The 22,869-nt window shown below is 67.0% G+C and carries 21 protein-coding genes; 15 read left to right on the top strand and 6 right to left on the bottom strand.

The genetic code is table 11. The annotated features are described in order from the left end of the window. Nucleotides 1–69: 69 nt before the first annotated feature. On the bottom strand, nt 70–1,041 hold the full coding sequence (locus F7Q96_RS11430; protein ID WP_053824503.1) for a YihY/virulence factor BrkB family protein: 972 nt from the start codon (nt 1,039–1,041) through the stop codon (nt 70–72). A 276-nt stretch (nt 1,042–1,317) separates the two neighbouring features. Between F7Q96_RS11430 and F7Q96_RS11425 the strand changes: the two genes are divergently transcribed. Continuing rightward, the gene (locus F7Q96_RS11425; protein WP_053824504.1) at nt 1,318–1,500 is read left to right on the top strand and encodes a hypothetical protein; all 183 of its coding nucleotides are present in this window, start codon (nt 1,318–1,320) and stop codon (nt 1,498–1,500) included. 888 nt (nt 1,501–2,388) lie between these two features. Continuing rightward, on the top strand, nt 2,389–2,748 hold the full coding sequence (locus F7Q96_RS11420) for a hypothetical protein (RefSeq protein WP_144426000.1): 360 nt from the start codon (nt 2,389–2,391) through the stop codon (nt 2,746–2,748). Between the two features lie 100 nt (nt 2,749–2,848). On the opposite strand, the gene F7Q96_RS11415 is transcribed toward F7Q96_RS11420, so the two are convergent. From F7Q96_RS11415 to F7Q96_RS11405, 3 genes are all read right to left on the bottom strand, one after another. Next, nucleotides 2,849–4,219: a sigma-54 dependent transcriptional regulator gene (locus F7Q96_RS11415; RefSeq protein WP_151022655.1), complete on the bottom strand. Its 1,371-nt coding sequence runs from the start codon at nt 4,217–4,219 to the stop codon at nt 2,849–2,851. 125 nt (nt 4,220–4,344) lie between these two features. Then, the gene (locus F7Q96_RS11410; protein ID WP_212762795.1) at nt 4,345–4,824 is read right to left on the bottom strand and encodes a hypothetical protein; all 480 of its coding nucleotides are present in this window, start codon (nt 4,822–4,824) and stop codon (nt 4,345–4,347) included. A 530-nt stretch (nt 4,825–5,354) separates the two neighbouring features. Then, nucleotides 5,355–6,674: an NCS2 family permease gene (locus F7Q96_RS11405; RefSeq protein ID WP_170265859.1), complete on the bottom strand. Its 1,320-nt coding sequence runs from the start codon at nt 6,672–6,674 to the stop codon at nt 5,355–5,357. Between the two features lie 421 nt (nt 6,675–7,095). Here F7Q96_RS11405 and F7Q96_RS11400 point away from each other — a divergent pair, with 421 nt between their 5' ends. Together F7Q96_RS11400 and F7Q96_RS11395 are read left to right on the top strand one after the other, a co-directional pair. Continuing rightward, a complete protein-coding gene (locus tag F7Q96_RS11400; RefSeq protein WP_006576725.1) occupies nt 7,096–7,299 on the top strand; it encodes a cold-shock protein in 204 nt (67 codons plus the stop codon). A 1,494-nt stretch (nt 7,300–8,793) separates the two neighbouring features. Then, nucleotides 8,794–9,888 carry a replication protein RepA gene (locus F7Q96_RS11395; RefSeq protein ID WP_053823267.1) on the top strand — a complete coding sequence of 365 codons (1,095 nt, stop codon included), beginning with the start codon at nt 8,794–8,796 and terminating at the stop codon, nt 9,886–9,888. Nucleotides 9,889–10,014: 126 nt separating this feature from the next. Here F7Q96_RS11395 and F7Q96_RS11390 read toward each other — a convergent pair whose 3' ends face one another. Then, a complete protein-coding gene (locus F7Q96_RS11390; RefSeq protein ID WP_006576252.1) occupies nt 10,015–10,218 on the bottom strand; it encodes a cold-shock protein in 204 nt (67 codons plus the stop codon). Between the two features lie 363 nt (nt 10,219–10,581). Here F7Q96_RS11390 and parA point away from each other — a divergent pair, with 363 nt between their 5' ends. Together parA and F7Q96_RS11380 are read left to right on the top strand one after the other, a co-directional pair. Continuing rightward, nucleotides 10,582–11,238 carry a ParA family partition ATPase gene (gene parA / locus F7Q96_RS11385; RefSeq protein WP_023263312.1) on the top strand — a complete coding sequence of 219 codons (657 nt, stop codon included), beginning with the start codon at nt 10,582–10,584 and terminating at the stop codon, nt 11,236–11,238. A 5-nt stretch (nt 11,239–11,243) separates the two neighbouring features. Then, on the top strand, nt 11,244–12,272 hold the full coding sequence (locus F7Q96_RS11380; protein ID WP_053823268.1) for a ParB/RepB/Spo0J family partition protein: 1,029 nt from the start codon (nt 11,244–11,246) through the stop codon (nt 12,270–12,272). Between the two features lie 58 nt (nt 12,273–12,330). On the opposite strand, the gene F7Q96_RS11375 is transcribed toward F7Q96_RS11380, so the two are convergent. Next, entirely contained in the window at nt 12,331–13,980 is a 1,650-nt protein-coding gene (locus F7Q96_RS11375) for a site-specific integrase (RefSeq protein WP_249041666.1), read from the bottom strand. A gap of 550 nt (nt 13,981–14,530) precedes the next feature. On the opposite strand from F7Q96_RS11375, the gene F7Q96_RS11370 reads away from it, so the two are divergent. The 9 genes from F7Q96_RS11370 to F7Q96_RS11330 all read left to right on the top strand — a co-directional run bounded on the left by F7Q96_RS11370 (nt 14,531) and on the right by F7Q96_RS11330 (nt 22,851). Further along, entirely contained in the window at nt 14,531–15,394 is an 864-nt protein-coding gene (locus F7Q96_RS11370; RefSeq protein ID WP_053823270.1) for a helix-turn-helix transcriptional regulator, read from the top strand. Nucleotides 15,395–15,553: 159 nt separating this feature from the next. Continuing rightward, on the top strand, nt 15,554–16,021 hold the full coding sequence (locus F7Q96_RS11365; RefSeq protein ID WP_211923506.1) for a response regulator transcription factor: 468 nt from the start codon (nt 15,554–15,556) through the stop codon (nt 16,019–16,021). 99 nt (nt 16,022–16,120) lie between these two features. Continuing rightward, nucleotides 16,121–16,429 carry a hypothetical protein gene (locus tag F7Q96_RS11360; protein WP_053823271.1) on the top strand — a complete coding sequence of 103 codons (309 nt, stop codon included), beginning with the start codon at nt 16,121–16,123 and terminating at the stop codon, nt 16,427–16,429. Between the two features lie 408 nt (nt 16,430–16,837). Continuing rightward, entirely contained in the window at nt 16,838–17,632 is a 795-nt protein-coding gene (locus F7Q96_RS11355; RefSeq protein WP_082371663.1) for a phosphatase PAP2 family protein, read from the top strand. 204 nt (nt 17,633–17,836) lie between these two features. Further along, nucleotides 17,837–19,249, top strand: a complete 1,413-nt coding sequence (locus tag F7Q96_RS11350) for an undecaprenyl-phosphate glucose phosphotransferase (protein ID WP_151022653.1) — start codon at nt 17,837–17,839, stop codon at nt 19,247–19,249. Between the two features lie 108 nt (nt 19,250–19,357). After that, nucleotides 19,358–19,609 (top strand): acyl carrier protein, encoded by a 252-nt coding sequence (locus F7Q96_RS11345; RefSeq protein WP_006579866.1) that lies wholly within the window; start codon nt 19,358–19,360, stop codon nt 19,607–19,609. Further along, the gene (locus F7Q96_RS11340) at nt 19,606–20,841 is read left to right on the top strand and encodes an acyl-CoA dehydrogenase family protein (RefSeq protein WP_151022651.1); all 1,236 of its coding nucleotides are present in this window, start codon (nt 19,606–19,608) and stop codon (nt 20,839–20,841) included. Before F7Q96_RS11345 ends, F7Q96_RS11340 begins: the two co-directional genes overlap by 4 nt. Before the next feature lie 11 nt (nt 20,842–20,852). Then, nucleotides 20,853–21,866 (top strand): amino acid--[acyl-carrier-protein] ligase, encoded by a 1,014-nt coding sequence (locus F7Q96_RS11335; RefSeq protein WP_082371664.1) that lies wholly within the window; start codon nt 20,853–20,855, stop codon nt 21,864–21,866. Beyond that, a complete protein-coding gene (locus F7Q96_RS11330) occupies nt 21,859–22,851 on the top strand; it encodes a DUF1839 family protein (RefSeq protein WP_053823272.1) in 993 nt (330 codons plus the stop codon). Before F7Q96_RS11335 ends, F7Q96_RS11330 begins: the two co-directional genes overlap by 8 nt. The last annotated feature ends 18 nt before the right edge of the window (nt 22,852–22,869 follow it).

Below are 22,869 nucleotides of genomic sequence, written 5' to 3'. Positions count from 1 at the left end.
CGCGGTCCGCGGCGGCCGGCTTGGGATCGGCTGTCGCGGCGGGGCGCCCGAGGGGAATGGGCCGTTATTCTACCGGTTCCCGGCGCCGACCGGTTCCGGCGCCTCGCCGCGGCGCTGCCGCTCGCGCAGGCTGCCGAACTGCAGCGCGTACTGATGGGTCAGTTCGGCGCCGAAGAAGAAGATCTGGGCCGAGTAGTACACCCACAGCATCAGCGCCACCACCGACCCGGCCGCGCCATACGAGGACGCCACCGCGCTGTTGCCCAGGTAGATGCCGATCAGGCGCTTGCCGATCGAGAACAGCACCGCGGTGATGATCGCGCCCATCGTCACGTCGCGCCAGGTCACGCGCACGCGCGGCAGCATCTTGAACACCACCGCGAACAGCACGCTGACCACGACGAACGAGAAGCCGCTGGAGATCGTCGTGGCTACTGGCGCGAGCCACGACTCGAACCACATGCCGTCCCAGAAGCGTTGCACCACCGCAATCGCCGCGTTGACCACCAGCGAGACCAGCAGCATCAGAGCCAGTACCAGCACCAGTCCGAACGACAGCAGCCGCGTGCGGACCAGCGCGCGCCAGCCGCCGGCCGGCGTCGCGTCGGCCTCCCAGATGTCGTCCAGGCTCGCCTTCAGTTCGGCGAAGGCGCTGGTCGCGCCGACGATCAGGATGCCGGTGGCGATCAGCGCCGCCATGCCGCTGCCGCCGGCGCGATGCGTGGCGGCGAGGATCTGCTGGATCGCTGCCGCGCCCTGGGTGCCAAGCAGGCCCTCGAGTTGCGCGAAAATCTCGCCGCGCGCCGCTTCCGCGCCGAAGAACAGCCCCGCGATCGAGATCACCAGCACCAGGATCGGCGCCAGCGAGAACAGCATGTAGAACGACAGCGCGGCGCCCTTGCTGGCAGCGCGGTGGGCGAACCAGGACTGCACGGCGGCGGTCACCACCATGGCGGTGCGGCGCAGCGTATAACGGTCGGGCAGCATGCGGGCGAGGCCGCGCCGGCGGCCATTGCGGTGCTCGGGGTCGGGTTGGAACATCGGCAAGACGGCGCTCCCTGGCTTGGTCGGTGGGCTGAAGTCCGGATGGGCTGGGGTCCTGCAACCGCCGGCCCGGACGGGCCAGGCGGGGCAGCGTTCAGGATACCCCGCCTCGCGCCTGTGCCCAAGCCGGTGCCGGCGGCGGGGCCGGCGGGGGCAACTGCTAGAGTGAATGCAGGCGGCGCGCCGTTGCCGGGGCGCAGCGGCCTTCCGTCCGCCCTTGTGTCTCGCCCTTGTGTCTGTCTGTTGTCCGCCCTCTTTCCATCAGGAGGTACCGTGATCCGTCTTCCGACCGCATCCTTGCGCACCGTCCGACTCGGCACGCTGGCGCTGGGCATTGCCGCCCTGCTCGCGAGCGCCGGCTGCGACCGCAGCCAGCCCGGCCCCAAGCCGATTTCGGGCGACGCACCGGCAGCCGAGACCGCGCCATCGACTCATCCGCCGGTCCGCAAGGAATGACCCAGGCACGGCCGCGGCCCGAGGGGCGTACCCCGCAGCCCGAGGGGCGTACCCGTTTCTGCGGGCGCCGCCGTGGCCCCAAGGCCCGTCCGTGTGTGCGATCGGCGTGTGTCCGGATGCCCTGCATGCGCCCCGGCGTGTCGGATTCGCACGCACACGGCCGGGCCGCGCTCCGTTAAGCCGCTGCAACCTGCGAGCCACGGTCGGCGGAAGCGCCGTCCGATCGCGCCACTTCCGCCGTTTTGGGGAGCCCTTCCCAGCGCTGCCTGCCGCGGCTTCATCCGAACTTCCTCCTTCGGACGGATGTCGGCGCCGGTGCCGTTGTGCCCGCCCGCCGCGAGCCACCGTGCAGGCGATGGCAGCGAGTCCGGTGGCGGAAACACTGCGCGGGCCGTCGGCGCCACCCGGGTTTCAGGGCCGCAACAGATTGGGACCGGCCGGGCCGCGGCGGCCGAGCGCGCCGCCGCCGCGATTCCGCAAATCGAGCCGGAACAGGGGCCGCGGCGTCCTGGCATGCTTGTCGCAACAGTCCCCAAAGAGCCAGGATCCACGCTTCAGCCACGGGAGAGCGCCCCACCATGCGTCACCCTCCAGCACGCATGACGGCACGCCGCCGCGCCCAACGTCCGGCGCGCGCCGCGCCGTCGGTATTGCAACTGCTGTCGCCCCCGTTATTGCCCGCGCCGCGGTTGCCGCATCGGGCGACATCGTCGTTCTGCCTGGAGTCCAACCGCGTCCTGCCAGTCGCGGCCTTCCGCAGCCGGACGCGGCGCTAGCCGCCTTCCCGTGGGTCGTCGGCGGCATGATGCCGCCCGCCGGTCGTCTGTCCGTGCGCCGCAGCTCGCGCACCGGCGGCACGTCCGGCATCCGGACAGGGAGGAGAGAGAAATGAAAATCAGACTTTGCGCATTGGCTGCGATGGCTATCGTCTGTACCAGCGCCGCGGCCGGCAGCTTCAGCCATCTGGACCGGTCCGACGATGCCGAGATCCATAGCCATACGGCACTGAGCAACGATATCTACGTCAGGGGCTTCGGCCTGTCGTTGGGCGTGCTTGGCGCCGGCGCGGAGGAAGGCGAGGGCCTGCCGCCCGGCCGGCAGGCCGCGGTGGACGACGACGGCAGCATGCGACAGGCCGCGCGCATGCCGATCGATCTGCTGGCGGCGTCGGGCGACTCGGTCGGCTATGGCGGCGGCCTTGGCTCCGGATGCTGGAAGCCTGCGTCGTCGCTGGCGCCGCGGCGCTGAAACGGCACGGAACGGCGCTGCCCGGCTGCCCGCCTCGCCATCAAAAAAAAAGGGCCGACGCATCGTCGGCCCTGGCGGTTGCCGCGGTCGCGATGCGCGGCTACTCCGCGTGGCTGGACTGCCCTTCGACGCGGATATTGTGCTTGTGCATCAGCCGGTAGAGCGTGACGCGCGACACGTTGAGCTCGCGCGCGGCGGGCACCACGTGAAAGCCGTGGCTCGCCATCACCGAGCGGATCGCCTCGCGCTCGGCCTCTTCGCGGATCGCGTCGAGGGTCTTGCGCGGCGCGTCGCTGTTGCCATGCAACTGCAGGTCCTCGGCCGTGATCTTGCGATTGTCGGTCATCACGATCGCGCGCCGCACCCGGTTGATCAGTTCGCGCACATTGCCCGGCCAGCCGTACTGCATCATCGCCTGCGTCGCGCACGGCGAGAAACCGCGTATGCGCCGATGGGCCTCGTGGCCATGCTCGGCGAGCACCGCGTTGGCCAGCAGCAGGATATCCTCGCCGCGCTCGCGCAGCGGCGGGATCGACAGCGTCAGCACGCACAGCCGGTGGAACAGGTCCGAACGGAAGCGCCCCTCGGCCTGCGCCGCGACCAGGTCCACGTGCGTGGCCGAGATGATGCGCAGATCCAGCGGAATCGATTGATGGCCGCCCAGCCGCGTGATCATGCCCTGCTGCAGGAAGCGCAGCAGCGCGACCTGGCTCTCCAGCGGCAGGTCGCCGATCTCGTCGAGGAACAGCGTGCCGCCCTGCGCCTGTTCGATCCAGCCGATCTTGCGCTGGTTGGCGCCGGTGAAGGCGCCCTTCTCGTAGCCGAACAGCTCGGACTGCACCAGGTGCGGCGGAATCGCGCCGCAATTGATCGCCACGAACGGCCCCTTGCGCCGGTTCGACGCTTCGTGGATCGCCTGCGCCGCCAGTTCCTTGCCGGTACCGGACTCGCCCGAGATGAACACCGGGGCGTCGTTGTGCGCGACCTTGGACAGCGAGCGGAACATCGCGCGCATCGCCGCGCATTCGCCGATCATCTTGCCCTGCACCGCCGTGTCGGGCCCGCGCGCGGCGTGCAGGGCAGCCATGCCATGCGCATGCTTGAGCGTGTAGGCGAGCTCGTTGTACGAGAACGGCACGCGCACATAGTCGACGCAATAGTCCCGGATCAGACGCCGCACGCGTTCGTCCTCGAGCCGCTGCGCCGACGTGATCGCGACCCACATCACGTGCAGGCATTGCAGGCTCTGCTCGAGCAGCGCGATCTCGGCATCGGTATATTCGGTCTCCAGGTCGAGCACGCCGGCCATCGGCCCGCTGCCGCGAACGACCCGCGGCAGGTCGCGCAACTGGTGGTGGTGGCGGATCTCCCAACCGGGCCCGAACTGGCTCGCATCGATGCCGAAGTTCTGCTGTCGTGACACCACCAGGACCTGCGCGGCCCGCGATGGCGGCTTGCTGAGTCGGTCCATCCCGTTCTCCCGCGCGTTTGGCGTGGCCGCGTGCCTGACCGTCTCGCCGCGCCGGCTGGCGGACGGGATCGGGCTGCGGTCCTGTGGTAAGCGGTGCGCCTGCGCACCCATGTGCGGGGCCGCCATTACACGCTCGAAACGCTGTGGGGAGGCAGATCGAACATCGCGGTCGGCGTCGTGCCGCTGCGCAGCTGTTCGCGGATGGTCCGGCGCATGCTGTCGCGCTCGCGCATCAGGCGGTCGCTGGGGTCATGCAGGGTCTGGCCGGAATAACGGTGATAGAGGGCCTGATAGGTCAGCACGTTGACGATCCATTCCTCGCGCTGGGCGCGCAGGCGGGCGACGTCGGCTTCGAGCTGGCGGTGGCGTTGCAACAGGCCCTGGACGGCCTGCCGTATGGCCGGCGGCACGCTGTCGTCGGCCGCGAGCACGGCGGCGACGGCATCGGCGATCGATTCGTCGCGATGCTCGCGATGGGACTGGCTGGGATCGTGATCGGGTTTGGCGCTGGCAACATCGGCCAGATGGCTCCAGGCACGGGCAATCGAAGGCGTGGCGGATCGAGTCGGCTCGAGAACGGGCCGATGGACTTCTCCTGCGGTCATGATTCTTCCCCGTTGAACAACATCCCCCGGCACTACACGTTCGCGATTACCACTTGTTCCGCTTATTGTTCCGGCACGCTTGGCGCATGCTCTCGTCGTGGAGGCGAAGCCGCCTGGCGGCGGTCTGTCTGTACGTCCGCTGCAGCGGATCGAATGGGTCTGCGTCGCGCCACTGGCGCACTCCGTTTCCCGGAGTCAACAAGGGGCGCCTCGAAGCGCCCCCGGAATATGCCTCTAGTTCAGTGCATTTGGCTTCGTTTGTCTAGCCCCCGCGTGGGGCATGCCCCCAAAATCATCCTTCGGTATGACGGTAACAAGGGAGACCGGCCATGGCCCTTGAGGTAAATAAGCACTTACCTTGTACGCAGAAACGGGTACGCGCCGCCCGCTCTGCCAAGCCCGGCGGTACGCAGAAACGGGTACGGTTCGGTGAGATTGCAGCGAAAATTCGAACGTTTCCCGATACATCGAGAGCGATGGGCAAGAAAAAGGGCGGCCCTGGCCGCCCTGTCCGTCAAACACGGCTGCGGTCAATGACCGGGCAGATAGTAGAACTTGAAGACGAACACCGCGGCGATGATCCACACCATGACCGGCACGTCCTTGGCGCGGCCGGTCAGCAGCTTCAGGCCCGCATAGGTCACAAAGCCGAAGGCCACGCCGTTGGCAACCGAATAGGTGAACGGCATGCCGAGCGCCGTCAGCACGGCCGGCACCACCTCGGTCGCGTCGTTCCAGTCGATCTCGACCAGCTCGCGCAGCATCAGGCAGGACACATACAGCAGCGCCGGCGCGGTCGCGTAGGCGGGCACGGTGCCGGCCAGCGGCGCAATGAACAGGCAGGCCAGGAACAGCACGGCCACGGTCACCGCCGTCAGGCCGGTGCGGCCGCCGGCCTGCACGCCCGAGGCGCTTTCGATATAGGCGGTGGTCGACGAGGTGCCGAGGAAGGAGCCGGCCATGATCGCGGTGCTGTCCGCCATCAGCGCCTTGTTCAGCCGATCCATCTTGCCGGCCTTCAGCAGGCCGGCACGGTTGGCCACGCCCATCAGCGTGCCGGTCGCGTCGAACAGCTCGACCAGGAAGAACACCAGCACCACGTTGATGATGCCGATCGACAACGCGGCCGTGATGTCGAGCTTGAACAGGGTCGGATCGATCGACGGCGGGGCCGACACGATGCCGTGGAAGGTATTGCCGCCGAAGGCGAAGCTCAGCAGCGTGGTCAGCAGGATGCCGATCAGGATCGCGCCCTTCACCTTGAGGCGGTCGAGCGCGACGATCGCGAGGAAGCCGACGATGGCCAGCACCGCCGAGGGCTGATGCAGGTCGCCGAGCGTGACCAGCGTGGCGGGGCTGGCCGTGACGATGCCGGCGTTCTTCAGCGCGACGATGGCAAGAAACAGCCCGATGCCGGCGGTGATCGCCACGCGGATCGAATGCGGGATGCCGTTGACGATCATCTCTCGCACGCGCAGCAGCGTGACCAGCAGGAACAGACAGCCGGAGATGAACACCGCGCCGAGCGCGGCTTCCCATGGCAGTCCCATGCCCTTGACCACCGTGTAGGCGAAATAGGCGTTCAGGCCCATGCCCGGCGCCATCGCGATCGGATAGTTGGCATAGAAACCCATGATCAGCGTACCGAGCGCCGCGGCCACGCAGGTGGCGACGAACACCGCGTCCTTCGGCATGCCCGCATCGCCGAGGATGGTCGGGTTGACGAAGATGATGTACGCCATCGTCAGGAAGGTGGTGACGCCGGCCAGTATCTCGGTGCGCACGTTGGTCTGGTGCTCGCGCAGCCTGAACAGGCGTTCGAGCGGGGAACGGCGCGACGGCGCGGCCATGGCGGGTGTGTCGTTGGGTTCGGAAAGGGGTTCGGGCATCGACATGCTGTGTCTCCTGTATCGTTTTGTCCCGTCTCTCGCAAAAGGCAAGAGCCTCCCCATGCATGAGCCAGGGAGGCACACGTAATGTCTTACACTTTTGTATACAGGTGCGCCGATACGGACAAATAGACTGTATGCAAAATGGGTGATGATCGCACGAGGGCACTCGCGTGATCTAGCCTGCAGCAGGGGAACACCGCGCTTGACGTGGGCTCCGATCCCCCGTATAAAGCGCGCTAGATTCAAGCGACGAGGCAACAGCACATTCGTTAGCCACCGTCATGGTACTTCGGTTGTCCATGGTGTCCTTTCCTTGAGTTGCTCTGCCGGAAGCGCCGCGCGCCTCCGTTTTTTAATTTTTTTTAGGAAATGCAAGACCATGAAAACCGGTATCGTCAAATGGTTTAACGACGCCAAGGGTTTCGGTTTCATCAAGCCGGACGAAGGCGGTGATGATCTGTTCGCCCACTTCTCGGAAATCCAGGGCTCTGGATTCAAGTCGCTGCAAGAAAACCAGCGCGTTTCGTTCGAAGTGAAGAACGGCCCGAAGGGCCTGCAAGCAGCGAACATCACCCCGCTGTAAGCATCGCGCTCCTCGCCTTCGCGGCGAGACGACGCTGAAAGCCCCGCCCTGTGCGGGGCTTTTTGTTTTTGCGGCTGGCCGGTCTGCTCGGCCGCTCCTTCCCCTGTCCTCCCCTTCCCTTCCCGCCCCCCTGACCCACGTGTTGCCGGAACGGAGCGCCGCGCATCCGGCAAGCCGACCGCCGCAGAAACGGGTACGGAATCGCGCTGCATCGTCCGCAGAATCGGGTACGGCTTCCCGATGCACGGCCGTCCTCCGCGTATCGACGCCCGCAGAAACGGGTACGCAATGCCGGTCCTGGCGAAGGCTCGGAGCGCGCAGAAACGGGTACGCGGCCGCAGGTTCTGGCTACCGATCGGCCGGCCTCGCGCGGCGGCGCACGCAGAAACGGGTACGGTCCGAGCGATTTTTTCCTTGGGACGCAGAAACAGGTACGGCTTGTTGCGTCCGCTTGCTACCGTCCGACACGCGGCTGCCTGCCGCAGAAACGGGTACGCGGAAGGACCGGCTGATTCCCCGCCTTGATGCGCAGAAACGGGTACGCGTTGGCTGGCGGCTTCCTGCGGGATCGCTGGCCGGTGCGGTCGCTTGCCGCAGAAATGGGTACGCTGGCGGTCGCGGCAGTGTCCTGCGGCCACATATGTTTGCGAGTACCCGCTTTTTATTTGACGTACGTATACGTGGACCTTTGGTCTCAGGAGCGCCTTCCGCCGGCCGTGGAGGCTCGCAGAAACAGGTACGTTCCCGTCCGCATGACCCGGTTTCGGTACGCAGAAGTAGGTACGCTTTTCGGAAGCCGCGCCGGCCCGAACAGCTCGCAGAACTGGGTACGCCGCAGAAACAGGTACGGGCTAGCCGCGGCGACGATCGTGCCGGGCTCACGCAGAAACGGGTACGCAATTGGCGAGAACCGGGCTCGAGAGCCATGAACATGCCTCAGTAGGCACTTATATGGTCTTTCCGCACGGGAGGCGCCTTGATTGCGGCGCAGAAACGGGTACGCCAGATGTCGGACCCGCTGTGGATAAGCCTGTGCAATGCCGAAGTTATCCCCGCAGAAAACGGTTCGGCCCTTGCGCTGAAACGGGTTCGCGTATACGCAGATTCGGGTTCGAGGCTTCGCAGAATCGAGTACGCTGCAGCGCAGAATCAGGTACGGAGAGGGGACGGTTTACGTTTACGGTTCAACGGCTTGGCCGCGCGTATACGGTTTACGAGTAGTTAACCGTAAAGGTATGTATTGCTTGTAGTGGATGACCGCGCGGAAGTGGACAACCCTGCCGGGTTGCCCCCTGCCGCACGGCATGCGAGCTGGCAACAGAGAAACATCGGCAGGAATCCTGGGGCTGGCGTGAACGGGCGCCAAGTCGGCGTATTCGCGGCCAGACCGGGCGCCGTGCCGGGGTATACGCCCGAATCCCCGAACGTACCCGTTTCTGCGTGACAAGGGTGGCGTCATCAAGTAAAAAGGCGGGTAATTCGAAGCACGCTGATATGCCGATCAAACGTTCCCTGGCCACCCCGGACGACCGCACCGTCACCGACGTTGAAACCGGTCCCTCGCGCATCATCGTTCCTGGCAACGATGCGCCGTTGGTCCCGTCCGAAAAATTTCAGCGGCTGTTCGACGAAGCACAGGCCATGGAGCGCGAGGACGCCTGGCAAAGTGGCGAAGTCGGCTTTCTGAGTCGTGCAAGCGTTCAGGTCACCCTGCCCTATCGCGCGCCCAAGGGCGCGCCGCCCGTCTGGACGCGCACCAGCGGCAATATCTCGCTGATGATCCAGCCCGGGTACTTCACGCAGCAGCGTTCGGAGCGCGCCAGCAATGGCCGCCAGAAGCTGGTGTCGGAAACCGTGTCGCTCGGTTATCCCTACGGCTCCTATCCGCGTCTGATGCTGGCCTGGATCGGCAAGGAGATCATGGCGAAGAAGAAGCGCGGCGAGTTTACCGGCACCGTCGACGATCGCCGCATCTCGCTGGGCAACTCGCTGTCCGAGTTCATGTACAACCTCGGGATCCCGATGGCAACGGGCGGCAAGCGCGGGACCATGACGCTGGTACGCCAGCAGATGATCCGCCTGTTCTCGGCGACCATTGCGATCGTCCAGAACAAGTCCGCGCCGACCCAGAACCAGACCAACAACCACGAGCCGATGTCGATCGATCGCGTCGGCTATCTGCTGGCCGACCAGCTGTCGACGTGGTGGGATCCGATGCAGCCCGGCCAGGGCTCGATGTTCGAGAGCTTCGTGGTGCTGTCCGAGCCGTTCTTCAACGAGCTGGTCAATCGTCCGGTGCCGGTCGACATGCGCGCGCTGAAGGCGCTGAAGCAGTCGCCGTTCGCGCTGGACGTCTATTCGTGGCTGACCTACCGCTTCTTCACGATTCAGCGGCGCACCGAGATTCCGTGGGAAGCGCTGCAGATGCAGTTCGGTACCGAAACCGAGAGCGAGCGCAAGTTCCGTGCATTGTTCCGCAAGGCGCTGAAGGATGTGCTGGTCGTGTATCCGGACGCGAAGGTCGACGCAGATTCGTCGAAGGCGCTGATTCTGCAGCCCTCGCGGACCAGCGTGCGCAAGCTGGCCTGAACAGCCGCCCGCGGCGGCCGCGGAAGCTGCGCGCTGTTCGCCGCGCCAATAAAAAAAGCAGGTGTTCAACACCTGCTTTTTTGCTGGTTCCTGGCCAGTGCCGCGAACCAGCGGCGACGCGGGCGATCAGGCCGGCTTGATGCCGGAAGCTTGCTTGCCCTTCGGACCTTCCTTGACTTCGAAGGTCACTCGCTGGCCGTCCTTCAGCGTCTTGAATCCAGTGCCCTGGATTTCCGAGAAATGGGCGAACAAGTCCGCGCCACCATCGTCAGGGGTAATGAAGCCGAACCCCTTGGTTTCGTTGAACCACTTAACCGTACCGGTTGCCATGTGAGTTTCCTTTCCGACGCAAGTTCTTTGTACACGACGCAAACAACCGTTCAAGCACGTTGATGTCTCGCAGATACCGAACGGAAGCCGACGAGGGTGACACGACTTGACGCGACTGTATTGGGCATCATATCCAGTTTGTCTGACCGTGTCATGTGCGGCGTACAACGCACAACCTCTAATGTAGGCCGATTCTCGACCGATTTTCAAGCACAAGTTTTGAAGATACTTGCGCGGCTTTTGCGGCGCGCACCGTAACTAATTTGTGTATTTGAAGAAAATCGGTTGATAGCACCGAGGCGATTGTCTAAAGTTTCGCCTACAGTCAAACCGCGCTTTCAGCGCTGAAAGAGAGAGGCCCCGGTGGCAGCGAAAATCATCACGGTGTTCAATCAGAAGGGCGGCTGCGGAAAGACGACGGTCAGCATGCACCTGGCCGGCACCCTGGGTTTGCGCGGCGCGCGCGCGATGCTGGTCGACATGGACGAGCAGGGAACCGCGACGCGTTGGGCCGCGCAGGCCTCGGACGAGCGTCCTTTCCCGGCGTCGGTCATCGGTCTGGCGGCGTCCGGCGGTGCAATGCACCGCGAAGTGCGCAAGTTCGTACAGGACTACGACTATATCGTCGTGGACTGTCCGCCCGCCGTGCATTCGGCGGCGCCATCCAGCGCCCTGCTGATCTCCGATCTGGCGGTGATTCCCGTGGTCCCGTCGCCCCCCGACCTGTGGGCCGCGGTGGCCGCCAAGACCCTCGCGCAGCATGCGCAGGTCCAGAACGAAACGTTGACCGTCCGTGTGATGGCCAATATGGTTCAACGCCGCGTTTCCATCGCGCGCCAGGCCATCGAGATCCTGGGCGATGACGGCGATTTCCCCTTGCTGCAATCGATGATCGGCTCCCGCTCGGCGTTCCGCGAGTGCCAGGCGATCGGTTGCACCGTGCATGGCGTCGCGGGCGCACGCGAAGCGGTCCAGGAGGTCGACATCATGGTGGACGAGGTGCTGTCCCTGATCGAGTAAAGAGAATGGCAACGAAGATCAAGAATCTGCGGGCCGGCATGCTGGCGGGCATGGCGGCGGAAAAGAACCGCGCTGACACACTGGATCGCTTCGCCCGCGCCGAAGCCGCGATCGCCAAGCACCCGCACGGCTTGCTGCAGGCCAAGGGCGCCGAACCCCGCGCGACTTTCAGCGCTGAAACTTTCAGCGCTGAAACCGAGGAGCGCTCGGCGGACGGGCGGGTGCTGAAGCGCATCCCACTGTCCCAGCTGCATGACAACCCGCTGAACGCCCGCCGGATCTACGATCCCGCGGTGGTCCAGGAACGCGCTGCCTCGATCGCGACGCATGGGCAGAAGACGCCGGGCCTCGCGGCGCCGGACGCGTCCCGTCCCGGTCACTACATCCTGATTGACGGCCACTACCGCAAGCGCGCATTGGCCGCGGCCGGCAAGCTCGAGATGGAGTGCTTCGTCGAGCGCGATCTCAGCGACCTCGATTTCTATCGCTTGTCCTTCCTGCTGAACGAGCAGCGCTCGGACCAGTCGGCTCTCGACAACGCCATCGCCTGGCGCCAGTTGCTGGACGAGGGCAAGGTTGCCAAGGAAGAAGATATTTGCGAGCTGACCGGCATGTCGGCCGGGACCGTCAACAAGACGCTGGCGCTGCTGAAACTGCCCGAGTCGGTACTGATGGTGATGCGCGAGCGTCCCAGCGCGATCGGCATCGCGGCCGGCTACGAGCTGACGCTGTACTACAAGCTGGCCGGCGAGGAACGCACGCGCGAACTCGCGATGCGGATCATGAACGACGGCCTGTCGAGCCGCGAAGTCGAGGCGATCCGCAAGCAGGCGCAGGAGGGCAAGGCGCGCAAGGTCAAGGAGATCAGCCGCCAGTACAAGATCCGCACCAGCGGCGGCGAGTTGCTGGGCACGATCAAGGAGTGGGACTCCGGCCGCGTCGTGCTCGATGTCCAGTTGACCGATCGCGACGCGCGCGAAGCGCTGCTGGAAGCGCTGAAGGCGCGTTTCGGCCTGGACAAATCGCTGCTGTAGCAAGCAGCGGGCGGCCGTGTACCGCGCGGACGGGAACGGCCCAGGCAGCGGCCGGCCATCACGACTCCGCGCTTTGCACCCGAGCCAACATGCGCGGCGTGAAGCGGACGGCGCGATGGTCCGCATGTTCGGGCAACGCAACGAAATCCCGCCATGCCGCCCGCAGCAGGCGATCAAGCCCGCTGGCGGAGTAACCGGCCAAGGGCAGGGTGGCCTGCTTGGCCTGTCCCCGCGAGGTGGGCGGCAATCGCAGCGGACCCAACAAGGGCGCCGCCGGGGGTAGCCCGTCCGCCGTCCATCCCCGGTCCGCCCAATGCCGGCAGAGGGCGTTCCAGGCATCGTCGCCAAGCGCGGCGAGTGGCACCTCGAGATTCGATCCGATCTCCGGCACAACGACCGCCAGATCTTCCGCCGCAAACCGCGGCCGAAGCAGACAGCGCCCGCCGTCGTCCCGCCGAAGATGCCGACCGGTGGCCAAGACGGCTTCGCCGATCCGCATTCCGCAATCCCCGATCAGATAGGCCGCGGCATTGGCCGTCCGCCATATCGGCGTGCCGTCCGCCGCGTCGAGCCAGCGGCGAAATGCAATCACGCTGGTGTCGCCGTTGACCGCCATGCCGGGTTCTTCCAGGTCGCCTGCGGGCAATGCCGCCGCAGCAACCGGTATCGCGAACCCGTCGAAGGGATGGCGCGCCAGCACGCCACGCTGCCGCAGCCAACCGAACAGCGCCCGTATCACCCGCATGGCCGCCTGGCGTGAACTGTCCCGCAGTCCGCCTTCGAACGGCCGCCATGGCCTGCGGTCGCGCGGACCGGCAGGCCCCTGCCAGAACGACGCCGGTTGGGGATCGGCCAGGAAGTCCCAATACGCCGCCAGATCTTGCGCCGTCATGACGCGCAAGGGCCGCCGCCGCCGCGCCGCCCACAGCAGCAGCCGCTCCGCCTCCCGACGATAGCTGGCCCAGGTATGCGAACCGGGCCGCTTGCCGTCCAGCCATTGACGCACCAGCTGCAGCTCTTCGCCAAGGGCAAAGCGCCAGTCCGTATTAGGTGCGGTATGAAGCATATATTCCAATGGAACGGGTTCGCCCAACCGATCGTCCAGCACGGCAGGCGCCATCGGCGGCCGCTGCGACGGCGCGAGCAGCGCGCCGACCTGCGGTCCGAGCACCGGCCCGCCGTCGCTGGCGCGCAGCGTTTCCCGCTGCCGCTCCAGCCAGTGCCGAACCACGTCCGCAGACTTGGCGCCCAGGCGCGGCACCCCGCGCCACCAAGCGGCGCCGCGCCGGTTGACCCTCTCCACCAGCTCGCCGATGCTGCCGATGCCGCCCGCCACCAGTCGGCGCGACAGGCTCGGCCCGAACCACAACGACACCGCATGGTCCAGCGCCGGCCGTCCCGGCGACAGCCGCTCGAGCGACGACAGGGCGTCGACGCGCCGGTCCATCGCGACATTGGACCGGCCCTTCAGCGAGTCGAACATCGCCGCGATATCGGGGCGGTTGTTCTGCAGCGCGAACTGCACCAGCCGATCGCGCAGCCGCAGGATGCGCTGTACCGCCTGATGCTCGGTCAGCGCCTCGTCCTCGTCTGGGTCGAGCAGATAACGGTTGGCGATGTCGACCGCCGCCATGCCCTGGGCATACGCGCGCACCACGGCGAATTCGGTCCGGGTCAGCTTCAAGGGGTCCAGCGTGTCGTCCCGCACAGACATTGACAATCGGCCTTAAGTGATTGATTGATAACGACTTTCGGCAGACGAGTAGCGCAACCTGCCCAAATTGCTACCCGAAGTGTAATGTAAATTATTTTCGGCGCACACCTGTCAGCGCCGGCCATCCACCGCGCCAGGCTCGCCAGGAAACGCCCCGGGACATCGGTCCGAACCCTGAGAAGGCGGCCGCTTCGAGATCGACGTAAGGGAAAATCCCGAGGCCGCCTCCAGCCTTGCGCTGCGTACGCATTCGCACAAAAGCGACTTACCAACCATCTGGCGAGCCTTGCTTTCCTGTTTTGCCCTGCATATGCTGGACCGCAGAATAAGTGAAAGTTAAGTCTGTCTTTAGAGGGATCGAAAGCGTGCAAACACGCAAACGGGGCGATCGCATCGCGCTTGACGGGAGGGACGGCCGCGCTGAACGCTGCGCCGAACTGAAGCGGGGTGGATCGTAGGGAGGGGCAGGCGCAACATAGCGCCGCACTTCCGATCACACGGGCGACCGTCGCGGCGCACGTGTCGCAACAAGAACGAGAGCGGCATGGCCACCATTCTGTTGATCGAGCCTCATCCACTACTGCGATTGGGCCTGCGCCAGCTACTGGCGCAATCCGAGCTTCCCGTGCACGTCATCGATGTCGAACCGGCTGCGCTGCCGTCCGTCGACGATGCCCGCCTGCGCGACGCCGACCTGCTGATCTACGGCTGGCACGACGATGGCAGCGGCACCTGGTGCGCGATGGAAGACGTGTGCCGCTACCTGGCGCCGCAGCGGGTGCTGGTGCTGGCCGATGGCCTGCCCGCCGCGATGGCGCAGGAATCGGTGCCGCCGATGGTGGCGGGCCTGCTGTCGAAGAACTGTTGCGCCGAAGTGCTGGACGCCGCCATCCGGCTGGTGCTTGCCGGCGGCGAATGTTTCCCGGCACTGGTCCACGCCGAACCGACGCAGCATGCCGCCCTGCGCGCCGTGCACGCGGACGCGGACGGGAAAGGGGAGGCAGCGGTGAACCGGCCGGACGAACCGATCGAGTCGAGGCGCACGGTGCCCGGCTGGTCCGCCGACATCGCCATCCGGACCGCCCCGTTGATCCAGCCCGATATCGAGACGCCGTCGTTCGGCTCGCATCTGCTCAATATCACCGAGCGGCAATACGAGGTGCTGGCGCTGCTGGCGCGCGGCTATCCGATCAAGACGGTCAGCCGCGTGCTCAATATCTCGGTCGCCACGGCCAAGACCCATGCTTGTACGCTGTACCACCGCCTGCATGTCCGCAACAAGGGCGAGGCCGTCTACGAAGCGCTGCGGCGCGGTGCCAAGCTGAATTGGCCGGGACCCTCGACGCTCGGCGCGGTGCCGTTGCACGCGGACGGCGTGCGGCTGCCCGCGGTCTGTCAGGCGGCGTGATCTCGGCAGCGCCGATGATGGGGGCATGTGCTGGCGCGAACTCATCCTTTCGGCTGAGGGACTTCATGCCAATGGTCGAGGCGGCCCGGGAGGCGGCTTGCTAGGCTTATGGACATGCACGCCGGCAGTCACCTCGCCCTCCTGAGCTCGCCCGAGTCGATGACGACCATTCTTCTGGCCAACAACGCGATCATGGTGCGCGCGCTCTCGCGCTACCTGGGCAAGCGCCAGGCCTCCCGCCCGTTGACCTTGCAGTCGCCGGAATGGCTGCTGAACGCACCCTCGACCGAACTGCCCAAGCAACCCGTCGATTTCGCGCTGCTCGATTGCAGCAGCAGCGAAGCGGACCCGCTCGCACTGATCGATGCCCTGTGCCAGCGCATCGCGCCGCGCCGATGGCTGCTGATCGCCCGGCCCGGGGCCACCGCGCTGACCCAGCGCGCAGCCCGGCTCGGTGCCGGCGGCTGCCTGCTGGCGCCGGCTTCTCCCGATCTGGTCAGCGCCGCGGTGGCGCTGGTCAGCGCCGGCGGCCAATGCTTTCCACGGGCGAGCATGGCCTGGTTGATGGCGCCCGCTCCCGCTCCGACCTCCAACTTTTTGCACCCCGGTTCTACGGCAAGCGGCTGATGGTCGTCCACCGGCGATGCCGCCTATGCTGGCACTACGCTGCTGGCGTAGCCGGACCCCGGGATCAGAAGGTCCGCCGCCGCAGAAGCGGGGGGTCATATGAATGGAGGATCGGCGGTCCTGATCGTGCGCGGCTTTGCCGTGCCGGAGGGCCGCAACAAGTGGGCATGTTGTTATGAGATCCGGCTGGCGTCGGCGTGCGATGGGCCGCTGGTCTATCGCGGCGAACTGCATGGCCGCGCATTCTGCAGCGAGGATGCCGCGGTGATCGCCGCCCGCGAAGCCGGCGAGCGCGAAGCGCGGCGGCGTATCGCGGCGGGCCTGGCGACGTCGTTCCTGTCGGTGGCGCCCGGCACGTGCGCGGGCGAGGGCGGCGACAGCAAGACACCGCGGCCGCACGACCGGTAAAGCGAAGCGGGCCGTACGAACACGAAGGGGGGAAACAAGGCGCGTGCTCGGGGGAGCCGCATGTCGGATGGCGAATCGAACGACATGCGTACACGCGCGTCTCGGCCGCGGCAACCGCCCGGCCGGATCTGCGGACCACGGCGGAGCCGCCGCTCGATCGGCGGCACGCCGGGGTCCTTTCTTTTTTGGAGGGGCGCGGGCATGTCGGCGAGGCGACGGCGAGCGCAACCCGGGAAGGGGGAAAAAAGAAGCCCGCAGACCGGGGGACCATGCGGGCTCCAAAGTGGCAGGCCGATTCCGCCTGGCCCACCACAAGACTGACGATATCCAATCGATCTTGCGACTTCCATCAACCAAAAGGACCAAAAGCCCACGGCCGCAGCGCGACGGCGCGGGGCCTTCGACACCATGTGGAACTGGCATTTGATCTCGCGCTTCGGCGACACCGCGCTGCTGCTGCCTTGCGCCGCGCTGTTGCTGCTGTCGCTTTGCCATCGTGGCGAATGGCGCGCGGCGCGCCACTGGTGCCTCGCGTTCGCCGCCGCGGCGGGACTGACGCTGGTATCGAAACTCGCCTTCATCGGCTGGGGCGTCGGCGTGCCGGCGCTCGACTTCACCGGCTTCTCCGGCCACAGCATGATGGCGGCGAGCGTGCTGCCGGTACTGATGCACCGGCTCGCGCCGGGGCGTGCGCCGCGCCTGCGGTGGGCCGCGGCAATGCTGGGCGCATGGCTTGCGCTGCTGGTCGGCTATTCGCGTCTGCCGCTGGGCGCGCACTCGGCCAGCGAAGTGATTGGCGGGCTGGCGCTGGGCTTTGCCGTCAGCGGCGGCTATCTGCTGGCTACCGTGCCGCATCGGCGCCACCGTTCGCCGCGCGCACCGCTGCTGCTGCTGATCGGCGCGTTGCTGCTGGGCGTGCCGGCATCGGGGGCGCATGCGCCGACCGAACAATGGATCGAGCAGATCGCGCTGTATCTGTCCGGACGCGCACGGCCGTTTCAACGCGCGGATTGGCAACGGCGCGAAGCCGCGACGATCCAGCCATCGTCACCGCTGTCGCTCTCCACGTTCGCCCCCGCCCTCACGTCCGCACGCACGTCCGCACGCACGTCCGCAGCCACGGCCATGCCGACGCCCGCCGCACGGCCGCCGCTGCGCCTTGCGCAATGGCATCTCGACTCGATGTCCGTCATGCGCGACTGAAGAACGCGCACAGGACCGACGCGCAACAAGACCCACAGAGCCCAAAAGACCCGCAACACCGGCAACACCCGCCACCGCACCGGCGACCGCGGCGCACGGCCTTCACCTGTGTGGGGGAGCAAACAGACCCTGCGCCGACCCGCGCGCGACGATGTTCGCGATATGCCGACGCACGGCATCGACGGGCAGCAAGGGGAGAGGGTCATGGCAACGGCAAGCGCGCAAGCGGTCGTCGAGCGGCAGACAGCGCTGCAACTGCTGTATCGGGTCTCGGATGCGTTGACGGTGGGCGTCTGCGGCATCCTGGTCGGCGAATTCTGGTTTCCCGAAGGCGGACTGGCATCGGCGGCGCCGGTGCACGGCTTCCTGACCGCGTTCTGCGCGGTCGCCGCGCTGATCGTGTTCCCTGCCTGCGGACTCTACGAATCGTGGCGCGGCCGCAGCCGCGCCGCCCTCGGGCTGCGCACGCTGGCGGCATGGAGCCTGGTGGCCGTCAGCGGCCTGGTGCTGGCCTACCTGATGCATCAGATCGGCGCGGTGTCGCGGCTGTGGTCGACCACCTGGTTCGGCGCCGTCTCGCTGGCGCTGGTCGGCTCGCGGCTGGTGCTGTACCAGCTGCTGGGCAATGTGCGGCAGCAGGGCATCAATGCCAAGCGCGTGCTGATCTTCGGCTACGGCCCGCTCGGCAACGAGATGTACCGGCGCGTGCAGCGCATTCGCGAGGCCGGCTATCACGTGGTCGGCATCTACTGCGACCACGACGACGATGCGCTGCCGTCCGGCGTGCCGATCCTGCGCGAGATGAGCGACGTCACGCGCTTCGTGCGCAGCCACGACGTGCGCGAGATCTGGCTGACGCTGCCGATGGCGGCGTGCCGCGATCTGTGCGACGTGGTCTACCAGTTCCGCAACGACCTGGTCGACATTCGCTGGGTGCCCGACATCATGTCGGTCGAGCTGCTGGGCCATCGCTTCAGCGAATTCCTCGGCCTGCCGGTTATCGATCTGAACAGCCCGCCCGATTCGCGGATCACCGGCCTGCTCAAGGCAAGCTTCGATCGCGTGTTCGCCGCGGTCGCGCTGCTCGGCATGTCGCCGCTGCTGATCGCGATCGCGATCGGCGTCAAGCTGTCTTCCCCCGGGCCGGTGCTGTTCCGGCAGAAGCGCCTGGGCATCGACGGCAAGCCGTTCGACGTCTTCAAGTTCCGCACGATGGTGGTCCACCAGGACCGCGGCGTCACGCAGGCGACACGCAACGATCCGCGTGTCACGCGCATCGGCGGCTTCCTGCGCCGTACCAGCCTCGATGAGCTGCCGCAGTTCTTCAACGTGCTGCGCGGCGAGATGTCGGTGGTCGGTCCGCGCCCGCACGCGCTCGAACACAACGAGATGTACAAGGAGCTGATCGACCGCTACATGCTGCGCCATCGCGTCAAGCCCGGCATCACCGGGTGGGCGCAGATCAACGGCCTGCGGGGACAGACCGACACGGTCGAGAAGATGCGCGCCCGCATCGAGTTCGACATCTACTACATCCGCAACTGGTCCTTCCAGCTGGACCTGCGGATCATCGCGCGCACCGCGCTGCACGGCTGGACTGGCAAGAGCGCATTCTGAAAAGGGGTCCGGCCCACGGCGGTGGCGAACGTGCGTTGGCAAGCGCACGGTGCCGGCGGGTACGGTCGAGCCAAATGGGGCATACCAAGACCCCAGGGAGAGGAGACCATGAAAGCCACCCTACGCACGATCCTGGCGGAGGTGGGCCGGCTCGAGGTGCCAGCGGACACGCTGGACGACCAGGCCGACCTCTACGAAGCCGGTCTGTCGTCGCTCGCCACGGTGCATGTGATGCTGGCCATCGAAAACGCCTTCGATATCGAGATCCCGGACCGAATGCTGACGCGCCAGTTGTTCCGCAGCATCCAGTCGCTGGCCGACGCGATCGTCTATCTGCGCCAGCAGCAGGAGGCGGCATGAACGCGTTCGCGGCGCATGCGGTGCAGCCCCACCCGCACGACGCTGCCGCCGATCGGGGGCGGGACGATGCGCCGCAGCCGGAGCATCCGCCGCGGGATGCCCTGGCCGCTGCGCGCGAGGTGGTGCCGCTTGCCGCGGCGCAGGCCGATCGCGTCGACCGCGAGGCGGCATTTCCCGAAGCGGCGTTCGCGGCGTTGCGCGAGCGCGGCCTGCTCGGTGCGATGGTGCCGGCAGAGCTCGGGGGCGGCGGCGCGTCGCTCGATACCATCGCGGCGATCTGCCGCGTGCTCGGCGGCGCCTGCGCGGCGACCGGCATGATCTACGCGATGCACCAGATCCAGGTCGCCTGCCTGGTCGCCCATGCGCGCGGCAGCATCTGGCACGAGCGGCTGCTCGCGCGCATCGCGGCCGACCAGTTGCTGCTGGCCTCGGCGACCTCGGAACAGTCGACCGGCGGCGCGCTGCGCACCAGCGGCTGCGCGGTGGCGACGGACGGCGGGCGCTTTCATCTGGTCAAGATGGCGCCGACCATTTCGTACGGCGCGCAGGCCGACGTGATTCTCGCCACCGCGCGCCGTCATGCGGAGGCGCCGCAGTCCGACCAGGTACTGGTCTGCGTGCTCGATGGCGATTGCACGCTGCAATGCACGAGCGGGTGGGACACGCTGGGCATGCGCGGCACCTGCAGCAACGGCTTCCGGCTGGAGGCGCGCGGCGCCTGCGAGCAGATCGTGCCGGTGCCGTTCGGCGAGATCGCCGACGCGACCATGACGCCGGTGTCGCACATGCTGTGGAGCGCGTTGTGGACCGGCATCGCCGCCGACGCGGTGCAGCGGGCCAAGACCTTCTTCCAGGGCCAGGCGCGCGCGCGGCCCGGCACGCTGCCGCCGTCGGCCACGCGGCTGGCCGAGGCCGCGGCGATGATCGACACGATGGAGGCGCGCGTGCAGATGGCGCTCGCGCACTACCGCCAGCACACGCCGGGCCGTTCCGTCTCCGCGGACTTTGCCTTTGCCGCCGAAATGAACGGCCTGAAGACCAGCGTGTCGACGCTGGCGCTGGAAGCGGTGCAGACCGCGCTGCTGATCTGCGGCATGGCGGGCTACAAGCACGGCACGCCGTTCAGCGTGGGCCGCCATCTGCGCGACCTGTGGTCCGCGCCGCTGATGATCAGCAACGACCGCATCCTGACCAATACCGCCAGCCTGCTGCTGGCCGAACGTTCGCATTGAGGAGAATCGGCATGGAGTACCAGAGCGGCCAGCAAGGTGGCGCCGTCGAGCCTGCCGACACCGCGGCGCCGCCGCAGCGCCTGTCCCGGCCACCGGAGGAGGCCGCGCTGGCGGCGCAGCGGCGCTTTCGCCAGGCGCTGATCGAGGCGGGCCTGCTGATCCCGACCGGCGTCGACGGCTTGTATGGCCGCAGCGCCGACTTCGAGGCCATTGCCGACGGGCTGAACGCGGCCATTGGCGCGCTCGGCGCCGACCAGCAGGCCGAGGTGATGCGCTTTCCGCCGGCGATGGCACGGCAGGATTTCGAAGCCAGCGAATACCTGAAAAGCTTTCCGCAACTGGCCGGCACCGTGCACAGTTTCTGCGGCAGCGATCGCGACCATCACCGGCTGCTGGCGCGGCTCGATGCCGGCGAGGAGTGGGCCGACCAGCAGCGGCCCACGCGCGTGGTGCTGACGCCGGCCGCCTGCTATCCGGTCTATCCGGTCATCGCCGCGCGCGGTGCGCTGCCGCCCCAGGGCCGCGTGGTGGACGTGCTGTCGTACTGCTTCCGCCATGAGCCGTCGGTCGATCCGGCGCGCATGCAGCTGTTCCGCATGCGCGAGTACGTGCGGCTGGGCACTGCCGAGCAGATCGTCGCGTTCCGCACGCAGTGGATCGAGCGCGGCAGTGCGCTGGCGCAGCAGCTGGCCTTGCCCTGGCGGCTCGATCTGGCCAACGACCCGTTCTTCGGCCGCGGCGGCAAGATCGTCGCCGACGGCCAGCGCGAACAGAAGCTGAAGTTCGAACTGCTGATTCCGATCCACGACGACGCCCCACCGACCGCCTGCATGAGCTTCAACTACCACAAGGATCACTTCGCCGAGGTCTGGCCGCTGCGCACCGCCGACGGCGGGCGTGCCCATACCGGCTGCGTCGGCTTCGGGATCGACCGGCTGATTCTGGCGCTGCTGCGCCACCATGGTTTCGCGCTGGCACGCTGGCCGGGCCAGGTGCGCGAGCTGCTGGGACTGCGCCATGTATGACGGCACCGGGCGGCTGGCGCCATCCGTGCATGCCTCGCATGTCCTGCATACCGAGCAGGCGGTCTGGCCGCAGACCAACTGCTATGTCGACCTGTGGATCGAGTTGCTGCACGGCTGGCAGCTCGATCCGCTGGCGGCGCTGCCCTTCACCGTCGCGCAGGACTTCGAGGGCGACCAGTTCACCTTCTTCAAATACCCGGTCGACGATCTGGAGCGTCTCTATGGCGTGGTGGTGCAGGAGCTGTCGCTGTACGACGCGATGGAGCGCCATGTGGCGACGCAGACCGCGCGCGGGCATGTGGTGCTGCTCGAAGTCGACGGTTACTACCTGCCCGACAATCGCGCCACGTCGTACCGGCGCCAGCACACCAAGACCACCATCGGGATCGACGTGCTGATGCCCGAGGCGCGCGGTGTCGGCTACTACCACAACGACGGCTACCACGTCGCGCGCGGCGACGACTATGCCGGCCTGTTCCGGCTGCTGCCCGAGCTGCAGGCCGATCCGCACCTGCTGTTCCCGTACGCCGAGGTGGTGCGGCGGCGCTTTCCGCCGCTGTCCGGGCCGATGCTGCTGCGCGCCTCGCTGGCGCTGTTGCGGCGGCATCTAGCGCGGCGCCCGCGGCAGAACCCGATCGCGGCGTACCGGCAGGTGTTTCCGCAGCATCTGGACGAACTCGCGGTACGCGGCGAACCGGCCTTCCACCCGTACGCGTTCAACGTGCTGCGTCAACTGGGCGCCAATTTCGAGCTGCTCGGCAAGTACCTGCGCTGGCTCAGCCTGCAGGGACAGCCATTGCCGGCCGCGATCGCCACCGCGTGCCAGCGGCTGGCGTCCGAGGCGATGGTGATGCAGTTCCGGCTGATCCGCTCGATCCTCGGACGCCGGCCCGACCCCTGCCAGGATTGCCTCGATCAGATGGAAGCCTGCTATGAGGCAGCGGTGCCGGCGCTAGCGGCCTATGTCGGCGAGGGTGAATCCTGACGCCGCGGGCGCCGTGAG

It is taken from the genome of Cupriavidus gilardii (assembly GCF_008801915.1).
In the GTDB taxonomy this organism is placed as follows: Bacteria; Pseudomonadota; Gammaproteobacteria; order Burkholderiales; family Burkholderiaceae; genus Cupriavidus; species Cupriavidus gilardii.
The sequence above is the reverse complement of the archived record's forward strand: the minus strand, read 5'-3'. Positions and strand labels throughout refer to the sequence as shown.